Source organism: Pseudomonas sp. 14P_8.1_Bac3 (assembly GCF_025466085.1).
Lineage (GTDB): Bacteria > Pseudomonadota > Gammaproteobacteria > Pseudomonadales > Pseudomonadaceae > Aquipseudomonas.
The window spans coordinates 30611-56019 of record NZ_JANLOD010000078.1 but is presented as its reverse complement, the minus strand read 5'-3'; the positions used below and the strand labels follow the sequence as shown (position 1 = coordinate 56019).

The 25409-nt window shown below is 60.6% G+C and carries 22 protein-coding genes and 1 riboswitch; of the genes, 7 read left to right on the top strand and 15 right to left on the bottom strand.

Annotation, left to right across the window (positions count from 1 at the left end; all coding sequences use genetic code 11):
• Positions 1-149: 149 nt before the first annotated feature.
• The 3 genes from cpdA to NTD84_RS28860 all read right to left on the bottom strand — a co-directional run bounded on the left by cpdA (position 150) and on the right by NTD84_RS28860 (position 2124).
• Positions 150-965: a 3',5'-cyclic-AMP phosphodiesterase gene (gene cpdA / locus NTD84_RS28870; RefSeq protein ID WP_262172459.1), complete on the bottom strand. Its 816-nt coding sequence runs from the start codon at positions 963-965 to the stop codon at positions 150-152.
• A 98-nt stretch (positions 966-1063) separates the two neighbouring features.
• Positions 1064-1516 carry a DUF1249 domain-containing protein gene (locus NTD84_RS28865; protein ID WP_262172458.1) on the bottom strand — a complete coding sequence of 151 codons (453 nt, stop codon included), beginning with the start codon at positions 1514-1516 and terminating at the stop codon, positions 1064-1066.
• Positions 1507-2124, bottom strand: a complete 618-nt coding sequence (locus NTD84_RS28860) for an NUDIX domain-containing protein (RefSeq protein ID WP_262172457.1) — start codon at positions 2122-2124, stop codon at positions 1507-1509. The genes NTD84_RS28865 and NTD84_RS28860 overlap by 10 nt, the downstream gene beginning before the upstream one ends.
• Positions 2125-2350: 226 nt before the next feature.
• Between NTD84_RS28860 and NTD84_RS28855 the strand changes: the two genes are divergently transcribed.
• Positions 2351-3097 (top strand): RsiV family protein, encoded by a 747-nt coding sequence (locus NTD84_RS28855; protein WP_262172456.1) that lies wholly within the window; start codon positions 2351-2353, stop codon positions 3095-3097.
• On the opposite strand, the gene cytX is transcribed toward NTD84_RS28855, so the two are convergent.
• On the bottom strand, positions 3066-4358 hold the full coding sequence (cytX, locus tag NTD84_RS28850; protein WP_262172455.1) for a putative hydroxymethylpyrimidine transporter CytX: 1293 nt from the start codon (positions 4356-4358) through the stop codon (positions 3066-3068). The two genes, NTD84_RS28855 and cytX, sit on opposite strands and share 32 nt — an antisense overlap.
• 150 nt (positions 4359-4508) lie before the next feature.
• Positions 4509-6398, bottom strand: coding sequence for a phosphomethylpyrimidine synthase ThiC (thiC, locus tag NTD84_RS28845; protein ID WP_262172454.1), 1890 nt, complete (start codon positions 6396-6398; stop codon positions 4509-4511).
• A gap of 169 nt (positions 6399-6567) precedes the next feature.
• A riboswitch (TPP riboswitch) is annotated at positions 6568-6673 on the bottom strand.
• A gap of 192 nt (positions 6674-6865) precedes the next feature.
• Between thiC and NTD84_RS28840 the strand changes: the two genes are divergently transcribed.
• Entirely contained in the window at positions 6866-8299 is a 1434-nt protein-coding gene (locus tag NTD84_RS28840; RefSeq protein ID WP_262172453.1) for a TolC family outer membrane protein, read from the top strand.
• 146 nt (positions 8300-8445) lie between these two features.
• Here the strand turns inward: NTD84_RS28840 and waaA are convergent, their stop codons facing one another.
• On the bottom strand, positions 8446-9720 hold the full coding sequence (gene waaA / locus NTD84_RS28835) for a lipid IV(A) 3-deoxy-D-manno-octulosonic acid transferase (RefSeq protein ID WP_262172452.1): 1275 nt from the start codon (positions 9718-9720) through the stop codon (positions 8446-8448).
• Positions 9721-9731: 11 nt separating this feature from the next.
• Positions 9732-10634, bottom strand: a complete 903-nt coding sequence (locus tag NTD84_RS28830; RefSeq protein WP_262172451.1) for a LysR family transcriptional regulator — start codon at positions 10632-10634, stop codon at positions 9732-9734.
• 101 nt (positions 10635-10735) lie between these two features.
• On the opposite strand from NTD84_RS28830, the gene NTD84_RS28825 reads away from it, so the two are divergent.
• The 4 genes from NTD84_RS28825 (at position 10736) to NTD84_RS28810 (ending at position 14132) form a co-directional block, all read left to right on the top strand.
• Positions 10736-11068, top strand: a complete 333-nt coding sequence (locus NTD84_RS28825) for a DMT family transporter (RefSeq protein WP_008027887.1) — start codon at positions 10736-10738, stop codon at positions 11066-11068.
• Positions 11069-11149: 81 nt separating this feature from the next.
• Positions 11150-12325 carry an NAD(P)/FAD-dependent oxidoreductase gene (locus NTD84_RS28820; RefSeq protein ID WP_262172450.1) on the top strand — a complete coding sequence of 392 codons (1176 nt, stop codon included), beginning with the start codon at positions 11150-11152 and terminating at the stop codon, positions 12323-12325.
• Positions 12322-13134: an aldo/keto reductase gene (locus NTD84_RS28815; protein ID WP_262172449.1), complete on the top strand. Its 813-nt coding sequence runs from the start codon at positions 12322-12324 to the stop codon at positions 13132-13134. Before NTD84_RS28820 ends, NTD84_RS28815 begins: the two co-directional genes overlap by 4 nt.
• Positions 13135-13166: 32 nt before the next feature.
• A complete protein-coding gene (locus NTD84_RS28810; protein ID WP_262172448.1) occupies positions 13167-14132 on the top strand; it encodes a metal ABC transporter ATPase in 966 nt (321 codons plus the stop codon).
• Between the two features lie 139 nt (positions 14133-14271).
• Here NTD84_RS28810 and NTD84_RS28800 read toward each other — a convergent pair whose 3' ends face one another.
• The 5 genes from NTD84_RS28800 to msbA all read right to left on the bottom strand — a co-directional run bounded on the left by NTD84_RS28800 (position 14272) and on the right by msbA (position 20297).
• Complete coding sequence (locus tag NTD84_RS28800; RefSeq protein ID WP_262172447.1) at positions 14272-15078, bottom strand: hypothetical protein; 807 nt, start codon at positions 15076-15078, stop codon at positions 14272-14274.
• A 21-nt stretch (positions 15079-15099) separates the two neighbouring features.
• Entirely contained in the window at positions 15100-15792 is a 693-nt protein-coding gene (locus tag NTD84_RS28795) for a hypothetical protein (protein WP_262172446.1), read from the bottom strand.
• Positions 15793-15794: 2 nt separating this feature from the next.
• Positions 15795-16769 carry a glycosyltransferase gene (locus tag NTD84_RS28790; RefSeq protein WP_262172445.1) on the bottom strand — a complete coding sequence of 325 codons (975 nt, stop codon included), beginning with the start codon at positions 16767-16769 and terminating at the stop codon, positions 15795-15797.
• Between the two features lie 127 nt (positions 16770-16896).
• A complete protein-coding gene (hldE, locus tag NTD84_RS28785; protein ID WP_262172444.1) occupies positions 16897-18318 on the bottom strand; it encodes a bifunctional D-glycero-beta-D-manno-heptose-7-phosphate kinase/D-glycero-beta-D-manno-heptose 1-phosphate adenylyltransferase HldE in 1422 nt (473 codons plus the stop codon).
• Positions 18319-18494: 176 nt separating this feature from the next.
• Complete coding sequence (gene msbA, locus NTD84_RS28780; protein ID WP_262172443.1) at positions 18495-20297, bottom strand: lipid A export permease/ATP-binding protein MsbA; 1803 nt, start codon at positions 20295-20297, stop codon at positions 18495-18497.
• A 154-nt stretch (positions 20298-20451) separates the two neighbouring features.
• Between msbA and NTD84_RS28775 the strand changes: the two genes are divergently transcribed.
• Entirely contained in the window at positions 20452-22308 is a 1857-nt protein-coding gene (locus NTD84_RS28775; RefSeq protein ID WP_262172442.1) for a bifunctional O-antigen ligase/aminoglycoside phosphotransferase family protein, read from the top strand.
• A gap of 134 nt (positions 22309-22442) precedes the next feature.
• Here the strand turns inward: NTD84_RS28775 and NTD84_RS28770 are convergent, their stop codons facing one another.
• Genes NTD84_RS28770 through NTD84_RS28760 form a run of 3 tightly spaced genes read right to left on the bottom strand, consistent with a single transcriptional unit; the run spans position 22443 to position 25359 of the window.
• Entirely contained in the window at positions 22443-23327 is an 885-nt protein-coding gene (locus NTD84_RS28770) for a glycosyltransferase (RefSeq protein WP_262172441.1), read from the bottom strand.
• Positions 23324-24478: a glycosyltransferase family 4 protein gene (locus NTD84_RS28765; protein WP_262172440.1), complete on the bottom strand. Its 1155-nt coding sequence runs from the start codon at positions 24476-24478 to the stop codon at positions 23324-23326. The genes NTD84_RS28770 and NTD84_RS28765 overlap by 4 nt, the downstream gene beginning before the upstream one ends.
• Positions 24475-25359 carry a DUF6625 family protein gene (locus NTD84_RS28760; RefSeq protein WP_262172439.1) on the bottom strand — a complete coding sequence of 295 codons (885 nt, stop codon included), beginning with the start codon at positions 25357-25359 and terminating at the stop codon, positions 24475-24477. Before NTD84_RS28760 ends, NTD84_RS28765 begins: the two co-directional genes overlap by 4 nt.
• Positions 25360-25409: the final 50 nt, after the last annotated feature.

Genomic DNA, 25409 nt, shown 5'->3' with positions numbered 1-25409 from the left:
ACAGGGTGTCGGGAGAATCGGGGATATCCGTGGAGTTCATGTCGCCCGAGCGGACGCCATCGCCAGCAGGCTGGCTCCCACAGGGATCTGTACACAACCCTGATTCAATGTGGGAGCCAGCCTGCTGGCGATGGCAGCACCGCAGATATTCAGTAGCCGTTAGAGCCGTAATCCACCTGAAAATCGAAGCCGGTGACCCGTTCCACCCCGGTTTCAATCTGCCCGTCCGGCATCAACCGCAACCAGCGATACCCCGGCGCCTGTTCGCCGACCTTGAAGTCCTCACTGCGCGGCTCGAACTGAATGCAGGTCGATGGCGATGCCAGCAACCGCACATCGTCGCGCATCTGGTCGATTTCCTGGTGCACATGCCCCCACAGGACGGCGCGGACCTGGGGAAAGCGGTCCAGCACGGCGAACAGTCCGTCGGGATTGCGCAAACCAATCGGCTCCATCCACGGGCAACCGATCGATACCGGGTGATGGTGGAAGCACACCAGATGATGACGCTCCGGGGCTTCACTCAACGACCGGGCGAGCAGCTGCAACTGCTCGTCCTGCAAATACCCCGGCACCGAGCCCGGCACGGCCGAGTCAAGCAACGTGACCCGCCAGTTGCCGATGTCCACCACCGGTTCCAGCAGCGCGCTTTGCACTGCGGCCTCGGCCATGACCTGCGGCTCATCGTGATTGCCGGGAATCCAGCGCGCCGGCGCATCGAGCCGACGGGTCAGGTGACGAAACTGCTGGTAGGACTCCAGCGTGCCGTCCTGGGAAATATCGCCACTGGCGATGATCAGGTCGATCTGCGGCTGTTGCCGCCGGACCAGTTCGATGACCTTTTGCAGGCTGTCGCGCGTGTTCATGCCCAGCAACGTACCGTCGGCCTCGGCAAACAGATGACTGTCGGACAGTTGCACCAGCAACGCCGGATCGGCGGTGGTCAATGTGGATACGCTCGGCAAGGCGTTCTCCCAGGGCTGAACACGGGATAAAGGGAATGCCGCGATTATGCTGGGGGACGATCAAAAGGGGAAACCCGTGAACCGGACGCAGTTCACAACTAGCGAACGACTTCGTATTCATGCCCCAGCGCCAGGCAATGGCTGAGCCACTCCCCCAGAAACATGTTCAGCTGGGCTTTTTCGTCCGGCTGATGCATCGCGGCGTTCGGGTAAGGATAGATGCCGCGAAAGCGTCGTGCATGTTCGGCGCTGACCACTTCGGCCATACACGCGTCGTGATAGACCTGGACTTCCAGTTGCGGCACCGGCAGCCAGGGCAGGCTGTGCTCCTGGCGCACCTGCAGGGTCGTGGTGTACGGACAGACCTGCAGCACTTCGAGGGCCAGCACGCCGAGGATCTGCTCGCCATGGCTCACGGCAATGCGCCGCGCCGCCGGTTCGTTGCGCATATCCGGCAGCAGTCGCATCAGGCGCGCGTAGTTGGCCTCGCAGGAGGCCTGCAGCCCCACCAGGTCAACCCTGTAGCGATCGCGCAGCTTGTTTACGACCATAACCCCCTCACTTCAACGCGGTTCAATGCCAGCCATTGCAAGGCAATGATGCTGGCCGCGTTGGCAATTCGCCCGTCGCGTACGGCTTGCAGCGCATCTTCGAACGCCCAGACCTTCACGCGGATATCTTCTGCTTCTTCCTCCAGCCCATGCAGGCCGCCGACCCCGGTGGTCTCGCAACGCCCCAGGTACAAGTGCACCAATTCATTGCTGCCGCCCGGCGATGGAAAATAGTGGGTGATCGGCCAGAGCGCCCCGAATACAAGCCCAGCTTCCTCCTGCGCTTCGCGGTGAGCAACTTCTTCCGGCACTTCATCCTTGTCGATCAGACCGGCGACCAGTTCGACCAGCCACGGGTTGTCGGTCTTGCCCATGGCGCCGACGCGAAACTGCTCGATCAGCACCACTTCGTCGCGCTTTGGATCGTAAGGCAGCACGCAAACGGCGTCGTGGCGAACAAACACTTCCCGATTGATTTCACGGCTCATGCCACCGGCGAACAATTCGTGGCGCAAGTGCACGCGGTCGAGCTTGTAAAAGCCCTCGTAGCACTTTTCGCGCCGAACGATCTCAACGGCCGTCGGCATGGCGTTGGCAAAATCAGTCATGACAATCCTCGTTTGCAGAATCAGGTACGAGATTGCCTGGTGTTTCCTGCAACCTCGACTTCGCGCCATCCTAACGCGCCCGTGACGTTTGATGCAGCCCCTTTCCGTCAGCGGGATAGACGGTTGAGGCGAAACCAACTCTAATTAGCTTAGTGGCGAACTGACTGCTTCGTTGAGAGTCGAAGCGGTTAACTTTTCGCCTTTCCCTGTTTTATGAAGGACGCCCATGTCGCTTTTTAAAATCGCCTCCGTGGCCGCAATCGCTCTGACGCTGGGCGCTTGCCAGAGCCTGTTCCAACCCAACTACCGGGCGCCCCTGGAAACCACCCGCGACGCCTCGGAGCAACTGAAACCGGGCTGTACGACCCCTGACTGCCCGCTGGTGAATATCGACACGCTGCGCTTCCCCGCCGAGCCTCAACTGGACGGCATCATCGAAAAACGCCTGCTGCAAATGAGCCGCAGCGCACCCGACGCCCCGGTGGCACCGACGCTGGCGGCGTATCGCGATGAATTTTTGCGCACCGCCGGCCCGCGCTACAGCAGCTATTTGCAAGCCAAGGTACGCGAGCAGCATGACGGCTTGGTGATCATCGAATTTTCCAGCTACCTGGATACCGGCGGCACCCATGGCACGCCGGGCCGCAGCTTCATTAACTACTCGCGCCAGCAGCATAAAGTGCTGACCCTGTCGGACATGCTGGTGCCGGGGCAGGAAGAAGCGTTCTGGAAAGCCGCGCAGGTGGCGCACAACAGCTGGCTGATCAGCACCAAGCTTGATCAGGAAGCGGAGTTCGTGAAGAGCTGGCCGTTCCAGAAAACCCAGAACGTGGCGCTGACCTACGGCGGGGTGATCCTCAAGTACGACGTGAGCACCATCGCGCCTTACGCACTGGGCCACGTCGAACTGAAGATCCCCTACCCGCGCCTGAACGGCATTCTCAAGCCCGAGCTGTTTCCCGGCCGTAACTGAAGGCCCGGCCCAGCACCAGTTGCAGCAGCCCTGCCAGAATCAACGACGGCAGGGTTGCGCCGATGTCCGGATACAGATTGGCCAGCAAGTGATAGGTGCTCACCCCGCCCAACCAGGCGAGCAGCGCCGGCCAGCGCAAGGCGGCTGCAGCGACCTGAGCACCGCGTTTGCGCAGGATGAAATGGTCCACCAGCACCACGCCGAACAGCGGCGCGAATACCGAGCCGATCAACAGCAGGAAGTTCTGGTACTGGGCCAATGGCGCCAACAAGGCGATCAGGGTGCAGATCACGCCGATGGCCAAGGCCAGGTGCTCGACTTTCAAGCGCAATAGAATCCCGCTGGAAACGGCCGCCGAGTGAATATCGGCGAAGGCGTTTTCCGACTCGTCCAGCAGAATAAGCAGCAACGGAATCCCCAGGCCCGCGCCCGCCAATGCCAGCAACAAGGCATTCACTTCACCGCTCGGCGCGAACGCCAGGGTGTACGCCACGCCCAGGCTCATCAGCCAGAAGTTACCGATGAAGAAGCCCACGGCCGTACCGCCGAACACATTCTTCGCGCGCTTGCCGAACCGCGAGTAGTCGGCGATCAGCGGAAGCCACGACAACGGCATGGCGATTGCGATGTCGAAGCCCACGGCAAATGGCATCGAACCGTCACCCGCCTGCGCCCACAACGCGGCCAGATCGGCCTTGGCGAACAGGTTCCAGGTCAGCCAGATGCACGCGGCCAGCAGCAGCCAGATGCCCCACTTGCGCAGGATCTGCCGCACGAACGTCAACGGGCCGCTGACGGCCAGCAACGTCGCCAGGGCACCGAAGAACACGGTCCAGAGCAGCGGATTCGACAGCAGGCTGCCTTCGCTGAACGCACGGGCGCCCAACAGGCTGGCGGCGTCGCGCATGACGATGATTTCGAACGACCCCCAACCGATCAGTTGCAGCAGGTTCAGCACCGCCGGCAGGCTGGCGCCTTTCGCCCCAAGGCTGAGTTTGAGCGCGGCCATCGAGGACAGACCGGTGTCGCTGCCGATCACGCCGACGGCCGCCAACAGCAGAACGCCGATCAGGGTGCCAAGGAAGATCGCCAGCAACGAGCCGGACAGGCCCAGGCCTGGCGCGAGGAGCGCACCGGTCTGCAGGACCATCAGGCCGATGCCGAGGGAGAACCACAGGGAAAACAGATCGCGGCCGCCGAAGACACGTTTGTCGCTCGGCACTGCGATGTCAGGTGAGTAAGTGCTGGGTTGAATGCTCAAGGGTGTTATCTCAGAGGGACATTTGTTGTTGTGTAGATCTCAATCGCCAGCAGGCTGGCTCCCACGGGGGTCTTGTGAACACCCCGATCCAATGTGGGAGCCAGCCTGCTGGCGATGGGGCCTCTGCAGGCCCGACCCTTTCAGGTCAGATCAAACCTTCTTGTACAGCTGGCTGCCTTCCTGCTTGAACCGCTCGGCCTGGTCCGCCAATCCCTGGGCGACTTCGGCGTCGACGGTCTCGATCCGCTGGTTGGCCGCGTATTCACGGACTTCCTGGGTGATTTTCATCGAGCAGAATTTCGGCCCGCACATGGAGCAGAAATGCGCGACCTTGGCCGAATCCTTCGGCAGGGTTTCATCGTGATACGAACGCGCGGTGTCGGGATCGAGGCCCAGATTGAACTGGTCTTCCCAGCGAAACTCAAAACGCGCCTTGCTTAAGGCATTGTCGCGAATCTGCGCCCCAGGATGCCCTTTCGCCAGATCGGCGGCATGGGCGGCGATCTTGTAGGTGATGATCCCGGTCTTCACGTCATCCTTGTTCGGCAGGCCCAGGTGTTCCTTCGGCGTCACGTAGCAGAGCATCGCGCAACCGAACCAGCCGATCATCGCCGCACCGATGCCGGAGGTGATGTGGTCGTAACCCGGCGCAATGTCGGTGGTCAGCGGCCCGAGGGTGTAGAACGGTGCTTCGTCGCAGCACTCGAGCTGCTTGTCCATGTTCTCCTTGATCAACTGCATCGGCACGTGCCCGGGGCCTTCGATCATGCACTGCACGTCGTGCTTCCAGGCGATCTTGGTCAGCTCGCCGAGGGTTTCCAGTTCGCCGAATTGCGCGGCGTCGTTGGCGTCGGCAATCGAGCCCGGACGCAGGCCATCGCCCAGCGAGAAGCTGACGTCGTAGGCCTTCATGATTTCGCAGATGTCTTCGAAATGGGTGTAGAGGAAGTTCTCTTTGTGGTGCGCCAGGCACCACTTGGCCATGATCGAACCGCCACGGGAAACGATGCCGGTCACGCGCTTGGCGGTCAGCGGCACGTAGCGCAACAGCACGCCGGCGTGAATGGTGAAGTAGTCGACGCCCTGCTCGGCCTGTTCGATCAGCGTGTCGCGGAACAGCTCCCAGGTGAGGTCTTCGGCGGCGCCGCCGACTTTTTCCAGGGCCTGGTAGATCGGCACGGTGCCGATCGGCACCGGCGAGTTGCGGATGATCCACTCGCGGGTTTCATGAATGTGCTTGCCGGTGGACAGGTCCATGACCGTGTCCGAACCCCAGCGAATGCCCCAGGTCAGTTTCGCCACTTCTTCTTCGATGGACGAACCCAAAGCGCTGTTGCCGATGTTGCCGTTGATCTTCACCAGGAAGTTACGGCCGATGATCATCGGTTCCAGTTCGGTGTGGTTGATGTTGGCCGGGATGATCGCGCGACCGCGAGCAATCTCGTCGCGGACGAATTCCGGCGTGATGATTTTCGGCACGCTGGCGCCGAAGCTGTGGCCGGCGTGTTGCTGGTCCAGCAGGCCGGCGGCGCGGGCCACTTCGAGCTTCATGTTCTCGCGGATGGCGACGTATTCCATCTCGGCGGTGATGATGCCCTGGCGCGCATAGTGCATCTGGCTGACGTTGGCCCCGGCTTTGGCGCGGCGCGGGTTGTTGACGTGAGCAAAGCGCAGCTTGGTCAGCTCGGCATCGGCGAGGCGTTCCTGGCCGAAGTTCGAGCTCAGGCCCGGCAGGCGCTCGGTGTCGCCACGGGCTTCGATCCACGGCGAGCGCACGTCGGCCAGGCCTTTGCGCACGTCGATGATGACATTGGGGTCGGTGTACGGACCCGAGGTGTCGTACACCACCACCGGCGCGTTGATCTCGCCGCCGAAGTCGGTCGGGGTGACGTCGAGGCTGATTTCGCGCATTGGCACGAGGATGTCCGGACGAGAGCCCTGAACATAGATTTTTTGCGAGCGGGTAAACGGCTGAACCGACTGTTGATCGACTTGGGCCGAGTCACTCAGGTTCGTTGTGTTTTTAAGTTTTATTGTCATCACGGGCTCTCCAGACAGCATCCAGGCAGTGGAATTTTGTCGGAGCGAACCTGTAACGAATGGACGCGACCAATCAGCCAATAACTACGCTGTTGGTGCTGTGCTCAGTGCTCGAGGGGCGTTCGATTGTCGAACAACATCCCGGACGAAGCACAAGAGGACTCGCCGGGTGACGAGAAATCTTGTTCCCTACGCAGGCGCTAACCTGATCAGGTTCAACGGGATCCGAAATTATTCGATCTCAGCCTCATAGCAAGGCACCCCGACAAGAACCCGGCCAGTCTAGACACAACTGGCAAAGAACGCCAACACCGCGGTAAACACCATGATGAATGGCGTAATTAGACGATTGTTGCCGCACGTATGCGCAACTACACTCGCAACGGCCCTGTCGCGCATTGACGCTACGCGGTCTGCGCCGTACCTTTGGCGCTCAAATTATCAGCGTAATTTTTAGGGATCGCCTTATGCTGCGCAAACTCTCACTGGCGGTTGCCGTGTCTTGTGCGTCCAATGGAATGGCCTGGGCAGCCGAAGCACCCTTGTCGACCCGGACCGACCTGGTCAGCGTCTATCAGGAAGCGGTGGACAACAACGCCGACCTGGCCGCCGCACGCGCCCAGTACGGTGCCCAGAAAGAAGTCGTGCCCCAGGCCCGCGCCGGCCTGCTGCCGAACCTCTCCGGCGGTGGCCAGGTGGCCGAAGTACGCACCGATATCAATCAACCATCGGCCATTGCCAATCGCAGCGCCAATTCTTATCAGGCGACCCTGGCGCAACCGTTGTTTCGTGCCGATCGCTGGTTCCAGTATCAGGCCGCCAAGGACGTCAACGAACAGGCGGCACTGCAACTTTCCGCGACCGAGCAGAACCTGATCCTGCAAACGGCGGAAGACTACTTCAACGTGCTGCGCAGCCAGGACAACCTGGCCTCGACCAAGGCTGAGGAGGCGGCGTTCAAGCGTCAGCTCGACCAGTCCAACGAGCGCTTCGACGTCGGCCTGTCGGACAAGACCGACGTGCTGCAATCCCAGGCCAGTTACGACACGGCACGGGCCAACCGGATCGTGGCCCAGCGCCAGGTGGATGATGCGTTCGAAGCGTTGATCACGCTGACCAACCGCCAGTACAACTCGATTCAGGGCATCGTCCACACGTTGCCGATCCTGCCGCCGGCGCCGAACGACGCCAAGGCCTGGGTCGACACCGCGGCCAAACAGAACCTGAATCTGCTGGCCAGCAACTACGCGGTCAGCGCCGCCGAAGAAACCCTCAGGCAACGCAAGGCCGGGCACCTGCCCACGGTGGACGCGGTGGCCAAGTACGAGAAAGGTGATAACGACGCCTTTGGCTTCAGCAACCCGAGTGCCTTCGGCCAGGCCTATGGTGGCCCCGTCGAGCAAACCACGCTGGCGCTACAATTGAACATCCCGATCTACAGCGGCGGCCTGACCAGCTCGCAGGTTCGCGAGTCTTACTCGCGCCTGGGCCAGAGCGAACAACAGCGTGAAGGCCTGCGTCGGCAAGTGGTGGAAAACACCCGCAACCTGCACCGTGCCGTGAACACTGACGTGGAGCAGGTGCAGGCGCGCAAGCAGTCGATCATCTCCAACCAGAGTGCGGTGGAAGCGACCGAAATCGGTTATCAGGTGGGGACGCGGAACATCGTCGACGTACTCGATGCCCAGCGCCAGCTGTACACCTCGGTGCGCAACTACAACAACACCCGCTACGACTACATCCTCGACAACCTGCGCCTGAAGCAGGCCGCCGGTACGTTGAACCCGGGGGATCTGGAGGAGCTGAAGCGCTATCTCAAGGCGGACTACAACCCGGACAAGGACTTCCTGCCGCCGGACCTGGCCAAGGCTGCGGCGGAACAGCTCAAAGCGCGGCCTTGAGGCCTGACGGCGATTTCGAAATGGCTATCGCTTGAGGCCTCCTGTAGGAGCGAGCTTGCTCGCGATGGTCGTTAACGATGACGCGGGTTGCCTGGATGCCAGCGGTGTCCGGGCTTCATCGCGAGCATGCTCGCTCCTACTGGGGTCTAGGGCATCAGTCGGCCCAAGCCCTCCAGCAACCGCTGCAACGCGCCCTGATTGGTGCGCATGACCTTCAAACCCGCGTCAGCCATGCGCTGCGCATCGCGCGGCAATTCGAACAGTCGCTGCACCGCCAGCGCCAGCCCCTCGGCGTCCTCCACTTCCTGCAAAGCGCCGGCGCTGCGTAATTGCGCGGCGATTTCCAGGAAGTTGAACAGGTGCGGGCCGCTGAGCACTGGTTTCGCCAGGGCGGCGGGTTCCAGCAAGTTATGGCCACCGTTAGGCACCAGGCTGCCGCCGACGAAGGCGCTATCGGCCAACGCATACAAAAACAACAACTCGCCCATGGTATCGCCGAGCAGTACCGACGTCCCCGCGGTGACAGGCTCCCCGGTTGAACGACGAACCGTGGCGAAACTCTGCTGCCTGCACAGGTCGAATACCGCGTTGAATCGCTCAGGATGGCGCGGCACCAAAATCAGCAGCGCATCGGGGTGACTGGCGAGCAACCGACGGTGCGCCGCCAGCACCACCTCATCTTCGCCGTCGTGGGTACTGGCGGCGATCCACACCGGACGCTCCTGCGCCTGCCATTGCGCCCGCAACTCGGCGGCGCGCTGGAGCAATGCCGGGTCGATGGTCAGGTCGAACTTGATCGAACCGGTCACCTCAACAGTTTCAGCTCGTGCACCCAGATCGCGAAAGCGCTGGGCCTCGGCTTCGGTCTGCACGGCGAACAGGCTCATTTCGGCGAGCATCGGCCGGGTCAGCCTGGCGAATCGGCCGTAGCCTTTCGCCGAACGCTCGGACAGCCGCGCGTTGGCCAATGCCACAGGAATCCCGCGTTTGGCGCACTGGTGAATGTGGTTGGGCCAGAGTTCGGTTTCCATGATCACCGCCAGCGTCGGCCGGACCCGATCCAGGAATCGCGCCGCCGCGCACGGCAGGTCGTACGGCAAATAGCAGTGCTGGATGCGCGGTTCATTGGCGAACAACGCCCGGATGCGCTCGGAACCGGTCGGGGTCATGCAGGTCACGGTGATCGGCAGCGCCGGATAGCGTTGCAGCAACGCACGAATCATCGGCGCCGCGGCAATGCTTTCGCCGACAGACACCGCGTGCACCCAGATGCCGCCGGGCTTCATCGCCGGCAGCCCGATGGAAAAACGCTCGCCGATGCGTTTTGCGTAAGCTGGCGCCTTGCGCGAGCGTAGCCACAGCCGAATCGCTACCAGTGGCAGCCCCAGGTAAAACAGCGCGGTATAGAGAGTTCTATTCATGGCGGCGGAGTTTATCGGCTTTTCTCGCCGATCGCCTGCAAGTGCACGGCAAAACGTTCCGCCAGCCAACGGGCCGCCGGGCCGAGGGGCTCGTCTCGGCGCCAGACCAGCTCCACCACCAGCGCCGGTGGCGTCCATTCGCTGACCAGCTCGACGATCTGGCGTTGATACCCCGAATACTGCACGACGTTGCGCGGCAGCCAGGCCCAGCCGAGGCCGCGCATCAGCAATTCGGCGATCACGTAGAAGCTGTCGGCGCGCCAGACCTGCGGGCTGGCGGGCTCGCTGCCGGGGTAGACGCTGGATTGCGCAGCCATGAGCAGCTGGCGATGCTGGGCCAGCTGCTGGCAGTTGACCTCACCCATGGTCGCCAGCGGATGGTCGACGCCGCAGACGGTGACCATTTCGATACTGCCCAGCACCCGTCGCTCCAGCGCCTCGGGAATCTGCTCGTGATAGAACAGCAACCCGAGGTCGGCGCGTCGCTCCAACAGCTTGCGCGCCACATCGCCCTGGGTGCCGTTGGACAATTGCACTTCCAGGCTCGGGAACTGTTTGGCCAGTGCGTCGAGACTGTCGATGACCGGTTGAAAAGGCATCGCTTCATCCTGTGCCAAGCGGATGCGCGCCTCTTGCCCACGCATCATCGCCAGCGCCCGGCCATTGAGACGCTCGCACTGGCGCAGCACCTCCCGTGCCTCTTCGAGCAAGGCGCTGCCGGCCTCGGTGAGTTTCGGCTGCCGGCCGCTGCTGCGATCGAACAGGCTCATGCCCAGGTCTTCTTCCAGCAGCGCGATCGAGTGGCTGACCGCCGATTGCGCCTTGTGCTGGTCCCGCGCCACGGCGGAAAACGAGCGTTGCTCCGCTACGCTGACAAACAAGCGCAGCTGTTCCAGATTCCATTGCATGTCCATGGCCAACCCATCTTCAGAACAGATAGGTAATGACTTTACCGCATCTGGGGAATCACTAGAATGCGACCTCAGAACGCAACACTTCACACGAGGATGCACCCATGACCGCTTACTACTATCTGGCCATTGCCATCTGCGCCGAAGTGATCGCCACGGTCTCGATGAAAGCCGTCAAAGGGTTCAGTACGCCGCTACCGTTGATTCTGGTCATTGTCGGTTACGGTATCGCCTTCTGGATGCTGACGCTGGTGGTGCGCAGCGTTCCGGTGGGGGTGGCGTACGCAGTGTGGGCCGGCATGGGGATTGTGATGGTCAGCGTTGCCGCGCTGTTCATCTACGGGCAAAAGCTCGACGTGCCGGCGATGCTGGGAATGGCATTGATTGTGCTGGGTGTCGTAGTCATCCAGCTGTTCTCCAAAACCGCCGGGCACTAACGCCCGAAACACGCTCCCGCAGGTTTCGAGCGTTCCGTACGCTGTATACTGCGCCCTCGTTTTGAACACTGAGGTCGCTGCATGCCATCCGCTATTTCAACCGATGTGCTGATCGTCGGCGCTGGCGTCGCCGGCCTCTGGCTGAATGCGCGCCTGCGCCGCCAGGGGTTTTCGACCGTGCTGGTGGAAAGCGCTACGCTCGGCGGCGGACAGACTGTGAAGTCTCAGGGGATCATCCACGGCGGCGCCAAGTACGCGCTGCACGGCGCCCTGACCGGCGCCTCGGAAGCCATCGCCGACATGCCGCGCCGCTGGCGTGAAGCCCTGGCCGGCGACGGCGAGCTGGACCTGTCGGGTGTGCGCCTGCTGTCTGAAGCCCATTACCTCTGGTCCCCCGGCACGCTCGCAGGCAACCTCACCAGTTTCTTCGCCAGCAAAGCCGTGCGCGGTCGCGTCGATCAGGTCAAGGGCGACCAACTGCCACCCGCCCTGCAAGACAAGCGCTTCAAGGGCAAGGTCTATCGCCTGGCGGAACTGGTGGTCGACGTGCCCAGCCTGATCCAGCGCCTGGCCGACCTCGCCGGCGATGGCTTGCTCGCCGGCCAGAATATCGAACCGTGGCTGGAAGGTGGCGTGCTGGTGGGCCTGAAGGTCGACGAGCGCGAGATCCGCGCCCAGCGCATCGTCCTGAGCGCCGGGGCTGGCACCGCAGCGCTGCTGGAAGCGCTGGGGCTGAGCCAGCCGGCCATGCAACGCCGCCCGCTGCACATGATCATCGCCAAGGGCCCGGGCCTTAAACCGCTGTACGCTCACTGCCTGGGTGGCGGCACCAAGCCCCGCATCACCGTCACCACCCACCCGGCGGCCGATGGCCAATGGGTCTGGTACCTGGGAGGCGATATCGCCGAGGCCGAAGGCGTCGCCCGCGAACCGGCTGAGCAAATTGCCACTGCGCAGAAAGAACTCGGCCAACTGCTGCCATGGATCGACCTCGGCACCGTGCAATGGGCCACCTTGCGCGTGGACCGCGCCGAGCCGCTGCAAACGGGCCTGACCCGTCCGGATAACGCGTTCCTCGCCGAGCAGGGCCGGCTGTTGGTCGGTTGGCCAACAAAACTGGCGCTGGCGCCGGACTTTGCCGACCGCGTCATCAACGCCTTGCAACGCGATGGCATCCAGCCCGGCCACCAGGCGCCGCTGCCCGCGTTGCCAAAACCACCGCTGGGCGTTCCAGCCTGGGAGCAATTGCTGCCATGAGCGTAAAGACCCTGCACGAACTGCATCGCCCATTGGGCAGCACCGGCCTGATGGTTTCGCCGCTTGGCCTGGGCACGGTCAAGCTCGGCCGCGACCAAGGTGTGAAATACCCCAATGGATTCCAGATTCCCGACGATGACGAAGCGCGCAGGCTGCTCAAACTCGCGCGCGACCTCGGCATCAACCTGATCGACACCGCCCCGGCCTATGGTCGCAGCGAAGAACGCCTCGGCCCGTTGCTACGGGGCCAGCGTCAGGAATGGGTGATTGTCAGCAAGGTCGGCGAAGAATTTGCCGACGGTCAGTCCCGCCACGATTTCAGCGCGGCGCATACCCGGCGTTCGGTGGAGCGCAGCCTGCAACGTCTGGAAACGGATTTTATCGACCTGGTGCTGGTGCATTCCGATGGCAACGACCTGGCGATTCTCAACGGCAGCGAGGTCTACGCCACCCTCGCGGCGCTCAAGGCCGAGGGCAAGATTCGCGGTTTCGGCTTCTCCGGCAAAACCGTTGAAGGGGGGCTGAAGTCCCTGGAGCAAGGTGATTGCGCCATGGTCACCTTCAATCTGAACGAACAGCACGAGAAGCCAGTCATTGACTATGCTGCTGCTCACGGCAAAGCCATCCTGGTCAAAAAAGCCCTCGCCAGCGGTCACGTCTGTCTGAGCCCGGGCGTAGACCCGGTGCGCGCCAGCTTCGAGCTGGTGTTTGAACACCCGGGGGTAGCCAGTGCTATTGTCGGGACGATCAATCCGCTGCACCTCGCCCACAATGTCGCGACCGTTGCTCAGGTCCTACGTAGTCAATGATGCCGCCCACGCGGCCTTAAGCAGGAGCCGACATGCCGCGTACGCTCATTAGAAAGAACCCGAGCAACTTCAAGACCCTGCCGTTATTCGTCGAAGCGACCCCCGAAGGCTTGAGCTATCAGAGCGTCGGGATGCCGCTCAATTTCTCCCAGACCCTGCAACGTCGTCGACCGGTGACGGTGGCGGACAGTGAGCGGTTCGCGCTGGAGCTGGCCAACCTCGGGGTCTCGGTGCGCCTGACCCTGCATTGGCAGAATCGCGATTACTGGGTGCTGGTGCGCCAGCGCCGGCAGGACCGTGGCGATGTGGTGCTAAAACTGATCTCGGGTTACGTGCCGGCCCACGAATTGAACCTGCCGCTGCACACCGCGATCCAGGAGATTGCCGAAGAGTGCCTGCTCGAAACCCCGGAAGGCTGGCTCGGTGGACGCTTTAATGACACCTGGCTGCCCGCGCCCTACTCGTCGGCACTGCATTATCGCGAAGCGTTGCCGTTTCGCCTGACGCCGTTCTCCGGCGCGGCGCGACCGGTGCGCTGCGCCAACATGCAGCTGATCGAGCGTCCACGTGCCTATGTGCACCTGCCAACCGCGTCGCTACAACTAATCTATGACTTGCGCCTGGAAGTCCCCAAGGAAGCCAAGTCCCTGAGCCTGTTTCATGTGGACGAGCGACTGGAAGGCGACCAATTGGTGGCGCGCCTGGATCGCAAACGTCCGGACCTGTACCTGATGCCGCTGAATGAGGGCGTTCCGCGTCCCGAGTTGTACACACTCAAGCGCGACAAGCTGGTGCCCGCCAGTACTCGCGGGCTGTATCTGGCGGAAAGCTTTGCCATCCAGGAAGGCTGGGTCGTCCGCGAAGAACGAATTCGCTGGAAAGACTGGGTGGCACAACAAGGGCTGGAAACACCAAAGGCGCCGCGACGTGGCCTGAAGAAACTGAGCGTCAAGGCTTTGCGTCTGGTCCGGCTGGTGCGGGGCAGTTTGCGCAAATAAGCCGCATGCCCTGTAGGAGCGAGCAGGCTCGCGATGGTTGGCAACGATAACGTGGGAAGCCAGACACCTCGCGGCGTTCTCAGGTTTTTCGCGAGCCTGCTCGCTCCTACAGAGATCCCTGATCGTCCTTCGACTTGAGCTAGCTTGCCCGGCGCTTGTCCATGTAGGTGCGCAAGCGCGCAAAAAAATGGAAATAGCGATTTTCGCGCTTGCCCATGCCACGTTTAGGCGAAAACGATTCCTCGGCGAACGCCCCGTTGATACGAACGCGCGACGCCTGGGTCTTCAGGGTACATATCCGCGCCCCCGCCTGTTGCAGTGCAAATTTAAGCAAACGCTCGGAATGCAGTTTCCTGCCAGTCGCTTGACTGAAATCGAAAATGCGCTCGATTCGCTTGCCATAAGCGACATAAGTGCCGCGACCACACACGGCAAACCGGTCATTCAATCCGCCCCACCACTGCCAGTCGGGGATGTAGGTATTGAGCTGCCGGGCTTCGGCATGCTTGAACACATACGTGGGCAGCGCTGTGTGGAAGCAAATGTCCGGCCTGACGAAGATGACGAAATCGGGATTGAACGACTCCATCAGTGTCGTGACCGTGTGCAGCGAATTGAGCTGATAGATCAGGTTTCTGAGCGAGGCGTAATCATCCGCCCAGGTATCGCCCAGTGCTTTCACTTGTTCAAAGTTCCAGCGTTCCAGCACACCGTCGGTTGAGGTCAGTTGCCCGGTCATGGTCTCGAAGGGCTCGTAGTTGTCGGCCTTCAACTCACCTTGTTCACCCGAGCGCGAATTCTGGACTTCGTCGACTTTATACAGGTGGTAAAAGCACTTGACGTTGCTGTCGGAAGGCAGCCTCGCAAGAACGTTTTCTTGAATGGACGGAAAGCAGATTTGCGAATTTCTCGGGATACCAAAAAAAGCCACCGCAATATTCAACACTCGACAGCACCCCTTGAAAATTTATCGGCGATGAAACAGTTTCTGCCACCACCGGCGTGGCCGCAGCGGTACTACGATGACGTCTGATTGTTGCAACCAGTCCCGCTCATAATCCCAGGCATGGCCGCCCCAGCGTTTACCCGCTTCGTTGGAAAAACCTAACGTCATGAGTTGGAAGTTGTAATCCGCCTGACCGCGCAACCAGTCGAACAACACCAGCACATTGAAGCCGGTGGTCGGTCCGACATAGCGCTTGCCGCCCGGGCGATCGACCGGGTAGTTCCACAATGGGGGCAACGGAATACGCTCCCAATAGAGCGACACTTCCGGCAACGGGCACATGGCTCCGGTGCATCCCACTAACATCGTGAAACACCGCGCCTGCGCCTGCGCGAAAATCCGCTGCACTTCAGGACCATAGGGAAGGCCGAAGAAATAGGCATCCGGCGCGTTGAACCCGTGCACGAAAAGATTGACGCTTTGTGGGGAAAGCAGCGGAGCCAGGACGCAGTTGTTGAAGCTGACGATGACATCATCGGCACCGATATTCAGCGCCTGGACATCGTCCCGGGTAATGGCTGGATTGTTGGCGACCAGCACCACCCGCGCGGCCTTGCGCAGGCACTCTTTCAGCGCCGGGGGCATCCCGTCGAGAATGGATTGATGTCCACCGGGCAGCGCATCCAGCGCCATGGATTGCTGTTGATTTTCCATGGTTACCGAGGAACCTGCATACCGTATCGCAGCTTGACCCATAGACGGATCAACGTTGAAGGTGGCCGCCACGGACGCATCTCACGCTGAATCTCGGCCGCGAGGGTGCGCCCCACCCGCGCGAAGGAATACTGGCTCTCGGCGAAGGCCTGGCCGTTACTGGCGATCCGCGCCGTCAGCTCCGGGTCATTCTGCAACAGCTCAAGTTTTTCAACGGCCTCGTCTTCCGAGCGATAGAAAACCGTGTTGTGCATGTCGCGGAATCCCAGCAACTCGTCTTCTTCACCCTGACTCCAGGCCAACAGCACGCAGCCACAGGCCATCGCCTCAAAGTTCTTGATCATGAATTCATTCATACCGATGTCGGCACTCACGAAAATCTTGATGCGATTGAGCATTTCCAGGTATTCAGCGCCGGACTTGGTGCGGGTTACCAGCATGCCTGTACGCCGGGACAGGGACTCGAGCAGCGCCTTGCGTTGCGCATATTCAGTACTTTTCAGACTGCCCAGAAACCCCGCCGGAATGTCCCGTTCGCAGCCGGTGTTGTGCAGCATCTGTTCGTCATATCCCTTCGAAACGAACACCGCATCGATATTTTCAGCTTGCATCCGACGCGCCACGACAGCACCAGAAACCAGTGCGCGGGAACTCGGCAAACGGCTGTACAGGCGCGAGTAAACCCTCAGGTATTTACTTGCAGGCATGTAGTTCTGATAGGCGTCATGCTCGAGGAAAATAAGTCCCGGGATACATTTCAAAACACTTAGTTGCGGGACAAGTCGTTTGACTCTGGAGAAAATCACCACCCTGTCGAAAGTCTGGTAATTAACCGACGCAAGAAACGGCCCCAGTTTCATCTGCTGCTTTTTGCTCAGGCGATAGACGACACACTCGTCGCAGTTTTGCTGCACGATTTCATACAGGCGATCCAGAATCACGCGCTGCTCGTCCATCACCAGAAGCATGACTTTCATAAATCTTTTACCACGAGACAAAAGCGGGTAAGAGCATTGAGTTAATTCCGGCCAACATCGTCGGGGACGGTTTTATCCTCACGATAAAACCCGCTCATAACGTACGAAGCGGGAGTCGTTAATCTCATCAATGATTACGGATCTTCTCGACAATCGCTGTGGTCGAGCTGTTCTCTACCAATCCCAACACTTTCACGGTCCCCCCGTAAGCGGTCACGATGTCGGCACCGACGACCTGATCGATCCCGTAATCGCCGCCCTTTACCAGCACGTCCGGCTTGACCTCACGCAGCAGATTCTCCGGGGTGCCTTCAGGGAAGCTGATCACCCAGTCCACTGCCCCCAACCCCGCAAGCACGGCCATACGACGGTCGACGCTGTTGATCGGCCGTCCCGGCCCTTTCAGGCGGCTTACCGACGCATCGTCATTGACCGCGACGATCAATCGATCGCCCTGGGCCCGCGCCTGCTCGAGATAGGTTACATGACCGGCATGCAGGATATCGAAACAGCCGTTGGTGAAGACTATCTTCTCTTTGTGTGCCCGCGCATCATCAACCGCGAGTAGCAGCTGCTCCAGGCCCAACACACCGCGCTCGGAACCTTCCTCACGCTGAATGGCACGGCGCAGCTCCGGAGCGCTGATGGCGGCCGTACCGAGCTTGCCAACGACAATCCCGGCTGCCAGGTTGGCCAGCGCCACCGCGTGGGGCAATTCTTCGCCAGCAGCGATCGCCGCCGCCAGGGTGGAAATCACCGTGTCGCCGGCACCGGTCACGTCAAACACTTCCCGCGCACGGGCGGGCAAGTGCAATGCAGGATGATCCGGGCGCAACAAGGTCATGCCATGTTCGCCACGGGTGACCAACAGAGCGCCGAGATCAAGGTCGCGCATCAGTTGCGCGCCTTTGCTCACGAGTTCGTGCTCATCGGCGCAGCCGCCGACGATGGTTTCAAATTCGCTGAGGTTCGGGGTAATCAGGCTCGCACCCCGGTAGATCGAAAAGTCCTTGCCTTTGGGATCGGCCAGCACCGGAATGCCACGGGCACGGGCGGCCTGGATCAGCACCTGATGGTTTTTCAACGCGCCTTTGCCATAGTCGGACAGCACCAGCACCTTGATGCCCTCAAGCAATTCGTCCACTTGCTCGCCCAACGCCAGGGCGTCGGTGGCGAAAGGCTCTTCGAAATCGATACGCAGCAGTTGCTGGTGACGACTCATGACCCGCAACTTGACGATGGTCGGCTGGTGCGCAATGCGCTGGAACAACGCGCGAACGCCAGCGCCCTTGAGGCTGTTGGCCAGGCTGTCGGCGGCTTCATCGTCGCCGGTTACACCGACCAGCGAGGCCGGCGCACCGAGCGCGGCAATGTTCAGGGCAACGTTAGCCGCACCGCCCGGGCGGTCCTCGATTTGCTCGACCTTGACCACCGGCACCGGCGCCTCAGGGGAAATCCGCGAGGTACCACCATGCCAGTAACGGTCGAGCATGACATCGCCGACCACCAAGACGGGGGCTTGATCGAATCGCGGCATGGACAACTTCATGGAGCAACCCACATACAAAATGAACAAGGGCGGGATATTAGCACAGGGTTGACCTGGGGCTTGCGCATGGCATTAACACGGGAGACAAAAACAAAAAAATCGCAGCCTGTGCAAGTTCGAAAACTTCAGACTGCGATTTTTTTGACGCGTTCGTAACATTTGAACGTCGGCCAGACTCAGGCGATGTCCTCGGCCGGGGCATCAAGGCCCATGGCGTTCAGTCGAGCGTAGTAGCCGTTCTGCGCCAGCAATTCGGCATGGGTGCCGCGCTCGACGATGCGGCCCTGATCCATGACCAGAATCAGGTCGGCCTTCTCGATGGTCGACAGACGGTGCGCGATCACCAGGGTGGTTCGGCCTTTCATCACCTGGTCCAGCGCGGCCTGGATGTGCCGCTCCGACTCGGTGTCGAGGGCCGAGGTGGCTTCGTCGAGAATCAGCAACGGCGCATTTTTCAACAAGGCCCGGGCAATCGCCAGACGCTGACGTTGACCACCGGACAGCAACACACCGTTCTCGCCGACCTGAGTGTCCAGGCCTTCGGGCAGCTGCGCAATGAAGTCCATGGCGTAGGCGTCTTTCGCGGCTTTTTCGATGGCCTCGCGCGGCGCACCGGCCAGATCACCGTAGGCGATGTTGTTGGCCACGGTGTCGCTGAACAGCGTGACGTGCTGGGTCACTTGGGCGATGTGCTTGCGCAGGTTCAGCAGTTTGTACTGCTCAACCTCGACGCCATCGATCAGGATCTCGCCCTTGTCGTGGTGATAGAAACGCGGAATCAGGTTGGCCAGGGTCGACTTGCCGCTGCCCGAACGCCCCACCAGCGCCACCATTTGCCCCGGTTCCACGGAGAAGCTGATGTCGTCCAGGACCTGGCGCTCGGTGCCCGGGTAGGTGAAGCTCAGGTGCCGGACATCGAGGCGACCGGTCACGGCGTCGCGCTCGACAGTGCCAGTATCGACTTCCGGTGCGACGTCCAGTTGCTCGAAAATGCTTTCGGCACCGGCGACGCCTTTCTGGATGGTCGAGCTGACTTCTGACAATTGACGGATCGGCTTTGGCAAAAGACCCGCCAGCGTGATGTAGGCGACCATATCGCCGGCGGACGCGTCGCCGCGCAGGTACAACACCAGGAACATCAGCACCGCCATGGCGCTGTAGATCACCAGCTGCAGCAGCGGCGTGTAGATGGCGCCGGTGCGGGTCATGCGCAATTGCTTGTCGGTGTTGCCCTGGCTGGCATCTAAGAAGCGCTTCTCTTCGTAGACTTCGCCGCCGAAGCTGCGCACCACGCGGTAACCCTGGATGGTTTCCGACGCCACGTGCGTCACGTCGCCCATGGCCGCCTGGATTTTCTTGCTCTGCTTGCGGAATTTCTTGCTCGCGGTACGCACCATCACCGCGATCAGCGGCAGGATCGCGACCATGACCAAGGTCAGTTTCCAGTTCATGAACAGCAGCGAGGCAAACAGGAAGATCACCGTCATGCCTTCACGGATTACGACCTTGATCGCATCTGTTGCCGCCCCGGTAACCATTGTTACATTGAAGGTGATGCGGGAAATCAGGTGACCCGAGTTATGCTTGTCGAAGTACCGGTTAGGCAGAACCAGCAGGTTGTTGAACAACTGCACCCGCAGGTCATGGACCAGCCCGAGGGAAACCTTGGCCAGGAAGTAGTTGCCCAGATAAGACCCCAGCCCCTGCCAGGCAGCGATCAGAATGATCAGCAACGGCACGGCTTGCAGCAGTTGCAGATCGCGTAGATAGGGCACGCTGGGGAATAGCACCGCTTCGGGATTGGACAGGCCATCGACGAAGTACTTGAGGATGTAGCCGAGCATTGGCTGCGTCGAAGCGAAAATCAGAAACCCGACAATGCTGATCAGGAACAGGCTGATGTACGGCCGAACGTAACCCAGCAGACGGAAGTAGATTTTCAAGCTCGAGGGGCTTGCGGAGAGACTGGAGTCGGTCATATCACGCGAATGTCGATGAAAAGGACGCTGACTTTAGCACAGCTTCCTCGGGGTTCTGGCAATCGCATAAAGGCTGGTATTGTTAGACGGCGCAAACGGTATCATATAGCCATCACCGGAATGGCCGATCAACTTCAGGATTGAATCTTTCAGCATGCAAGTCAGCGGTTTAAACAATACGTCCAATCGAGTTTTCGATTTCATTTGCCTGTGGATTCTTCCCGCTGGCTATTTCCTGCTTCTGTGTGCGCTGTTCTTGTTGCCGGAACGCAATCTGCTTCACAAGCTGTACTACGGCTTGTTCAGCATTCCATCGTTGATAGCCCTGTGCCTGCGCCCACGACAGCTTAAAGAACTGCTGCGCGAGCCGATTTTCATCGCGTTGCTGCTGTTCGCCGGGTGGGCGTTGTTGAGTCTCTGCTGGAGCCCCGGCGATGAATGTTTTGCCGGCAAACTCAAGCCGCCGCTGCACCTGTTGATGTTGTTCGGCGGATGCTACCTGCTGGTGCGACATCGCGGCGAAGGCATTCAGCCTTTGCTGTTCAGTGCCGCCACCGTGGCGCTGATCGTTTCGATCTACAACCTGGTCATGTTCGCCCGTATCTATGAACCGGGCATGCGCATGATTGGCGGCGGTGCATTCGACAACCCATTGCTGGCCTCGCACCTGTTCGGTTTCTTCTGCGCCTATTGGCTCAGTCTGAGCATGACGTGCAAGCGCCCGCAGATACTCTGGCTCAGCATTCCAGCGACGGCCATCATGTTCGCCGAGGTCATTGCCACCGGGTCGCGCACGCCCTTGGTCGCCCTTACCCTGGCCGCCTGCTGGCTGGTTTTCATCTGCTGGAATCGTCGCTCGGTCGTCCTGCTGAGTGCCCTGGTACTCGGTGGAGCAGCCGTGATCGTGCAGTTCTCGGGCATGCTTCTTGAACGAGGCGGCTCCTATCGTTTTGAAATCTGGCAGATTGTCCTGCACAAAATCGCCGAACACCCATGGATCGGCCATGGCTTCGATGCCTCCCTGGACGTCGATCCCGGCGTTGGTTACACACTGTCAGAGCCCCATAGTTTCGCCCTTGGCGTACTTTACTACGTCGGCATTATCGGCTTTATCCCGTGGATATTTTTCCAGGCCTGGGCCCTGCTGAGCAGCTGGCGCCATCGCGTGCAACCGTTGTTCATCATCGCTTCGACCTGGCTGGTGTTCGGCATCGGGGCGGGCCTGACCGAAGGCGGCGGGATCATTTCGCGTCCCAAGGAACACTGGTTCCTGCTATGGATTCCCCTGGCACTGATCGCCGCGTTGAGCATCAACCAGCGCGCCGGTCGCCTGCTGGCCGTATCGATCAGGAAACTGACCCCGCCGGCCCTGGAAACGTTGACCGCCAACGCCCGGGTGATTGAAGAGGATGGCCTTGGGCCGAAGGTCTTGCGCCTGTTAGATGGCAGTTTCCTCAAGCTGTTCCGCTCTCGTCGCTGGTACACCTCGGGCAGCTTCAATTCCTACTCCGAACGCTTTGCGGTCAACAGCGAACGCCTGCGCAGCATGGGGTTCCCGACGCCGCAGATCCTCGACCTGTACCGCCTCAATGATGGCAGCAGCGCTGTGCATTACACGCCGCTGCCGGGTAACACCCTGCGTCAGGTCCTGCAAGGGATCACGGCCCCGGACGTGCGTCAGGCGCTGGTGGAACGCTTTGGCAAATTCATGGCGCAGCTGCATGAGCAAGGGGTGTATTTCCGCTCGCTGCATCTGGGTAATGTGCTGGTGCTGGAGGATGGCGAGTTCGGTCTGATCGACGTGGCTGACCTGCGCCTCTACCCGTCGTCACTCAGCCTGTCTCTGCGCCAGCGCAATCTGCGCCATATGCAGCGCTACACCGTCGACAAACGCTGGTTGTTCGAGGATCACTTCCAGGCGCTGCTGCAAGGCTATGCCGTGACGGCCTCGAAATCGGCGGTGGATACTTTGCACAAACAGGTGCTGGCCACCAGCGCGCCCGCCCACTGAACATGCAGGAGCGAGCTTGCTCGCGATGATCGTTCGGATGACGCGAGTACTCAGGAAGCCGCGTCATCGTTGTCGACCATCGCGAGCAAGCTCGCTCCTACAGGTGCAGCGGCAGGCGCGGATTCATCGGTAGCTCAGCTTTTTTCCAACCGCGAGAAATACAAGCGGCCCAGGCCACGCCAGGTCTTCTTGTTCCACGCCTTGAACGGAATCTGCGCCAGCAGTTCGCGCGCGAGCTTGCGGTCTCGATTGGCGGTTTTCAGGAACATCGAACTGAGAAACTTGTAGCGTACGTGCTCGTACAGCGGGTGATCGCTGAACAGGTCATAAGTACGCAGAATGTTGTCAATCATGAAACGGTGGTTCTTGTAGGAATTGGTGGCGTGCTTGCGATAGCGCGCCATCAGCACGTTCAAGCCATCAATGTAGTAACCCGCATGGGTCACTTTCAGCTCGATCAACAAGTCTTCCAGACGAATCGTCGGATCGAACCCGCCAACCTTGTCCAGCGCCTCGCGACGAATCATCAGGGTCGGCGCCGGCGGATAAGGCTTGCGCTCGAGAAACATGTCATCGAAGTCCAGGCGACGGAACGGCACATCGCGGCGCTGGCGCGACTCCGGATACGGAATGCCATCGGCGTCCATCAGCTCGATATTGCCGGCGCAGATACCGACTTCGGGCTTGCCGTCCATGTGCGCCACCTGCGTGGCGATACGCTCGGGCAACATGATGTCATCGGAACCGAAAGGAACGATGAGGCTACCCTTGGCGCGGGCAATGGCGCCGTTGAGGGTGTTGGTCAGTCCCTGGTTCTGCTGGACGCGGAAATCAAAGCCGTGTTGCGCCTGCAAAGCGTTGATCCGCTCGACGCTGTCATCGCTGGAGCCATCATCGACCACCAGCAACTCGATGTTCGGGTAGGTCTGGTTGAGCACACTGAGAATGCTTTCCTCAATGTAGCGACCGTGGTTATACGACGCGATGATGACCGTGACGATGGGTTGTGCGTCGCTCATGGTGATTCCTTGCGGGCCTGGCTCAGGCCAGTGTCGATCAGGTTCAGGTATTCCTGGCGGAACACCTCGATGTCATGTTGTTCCTGGAGATAACGATAGGCCTGTTCGCCCTTGGCCCTGAGCGCTGCGTCCGACAGCCCAAGATAGTGATCAAGCGCCGCGACCAGGCTTGGCACATCCTTAGGCGTGATCGCCAGACCGCCCGCGCCCTGGATCAGCGGCAGCATCGCCGGCACATTGGAGGCGATCACCGGGAGGTGACCGCTCATGCCTTCCAGCAATGCCAGGCCCAGACCTTCAGCCAGCGAGGGCATGGTCCAGATGTCGAAGGCGCGCACGTACTGCAAGGCGTTTTCCTTGAAGCCCAGCAAGTGTGCACGTCCACTCAGGCCCAGGCGCTCGATCTCGGCGGCCAGCCGCGACTCTTCGCGACCGGCACCGATGATCGCCAGCTGCGTGTTCGGGTACTTGTCCTTGAGCGCAGCAAAGGCTTGCAACAAGTAAGTGTGGCCCTTGACCGGAACCAACCTGCCGAGCGCGCCGATCAACCGCACCGACGGATCGATGCCGAGCATTTCCCGGGCGCGCTCGCGACTATGTTGCAAGCCCTCTGCCTGCTCGATGTCGATCGCATTGGTAATGGCGTAGGTGTTTTCATCGGTGAAACCGCAATCACAGTCCAGCAGGTACTGTTTGACCGCCGGCGACACACCGACAAAACGCCAGTGACGATCGATCAGGCGCTGGGTCTGGCGACGCCGGTAGAAGCGGTCGTACTCTCCGAAGCCGTGGGAGATGCCGATGCACAGTGGCACTTTCAACCAGCGGTTGAGCGTCAGCATCATGTTCACGGGTTTGAAGCGGTTACAGATCACCACATCGAATTTTTCTTTGCGGCAAAACTGGTACAGCCGCCACATGGCACGCAGGCGCATGCCCTTGAGCGATTTGTCGGAAAACTCGAAATACACGGAGCGCGCGGCTCGGCTCACCGCCTCGCCCGGCCCCGGCTTGCCGCGCAGGAACGCGGCAGTCACTTCGTAGCGATCGCCCGGCAAAGCCTTGACGATCTGCTCTGCCAGGTCGGCAAAGTCATGGGCTTTGACGTTATAGTCAGGCTGCAATTGCAGAACCTTCAACCGTTGACTCATAACTCTCCCCGGTGAAAACCAGTCGCGTCGATGACCCAGGCGGGCTCAGCGGCGAGACGCTTGAGCTCCACCGGATCAGGTTGTGGCAACCGTGACCATTCGTTGCGCTTCCAGCAAACGAAATGGAAATACGGAAACCGGCGATCGCCATCGCGATCATTGGTGACCTGGCCGTCGCGCCAATACCACTGGAGCGGGAAGTTCTCGGTCCCGTCATGCCACTTGATGCAACCACCCGGCGTGCTGAAGGCCTCGGTGAATTCGCTGCGGCGGCGCCACGGGTTGAACTTGCCCACCAGTTTGAACAAAGGGTCGGGAAAATTCTTGCGCCAGAGAAAGATTCGACTGAAGGCCCCCTCGTCCAGTGCGTGATGCTTCTGGTCGGTAAACCGCGCTTCCCAATCCTTGATCTGCCTGAACAACTGGCGCGTGCGCTCGGTGTTCCTGATCAGGCAAAGGTGCCCGGCCACCCGGCGCTCGTGGGTCGAGAACAGGTCGTAGGCCGCCAGGCGCTCGGCAGTGAAGTAACTGCGCAAATCACCGTACACCAGATCAAGGTCGCCGAATCCCCAGAAATCATAGCCTTGCAGACGATCGGCATGAATCAGCCCGAACGCAGGCCTGATGTCGCACAGCTTGTACGCCTCCTTCGGCGCAAAGTCGATGTTCAGGCGCTCGGACACCAGCCCGCAGTAATCGCTGAACGTCATGCTTTCGACGGTGACGTTGGGCGGCAAGTCCTCGGGAACCCCGCAGTCACTGAACAGCAACCAGTCTATGTCGGGATTTCGACGACAGCTTTCCAGGAAAAACGGCATCCAGAAAGGCCAGCGACCGAAATAAGGCATCAGGAACAAAATACGCGGGCAAGGGTTGATCACGGAAAACTCACTGTAAATGCTGGGAAACGCCGCCATGCCAGGCAGACGTG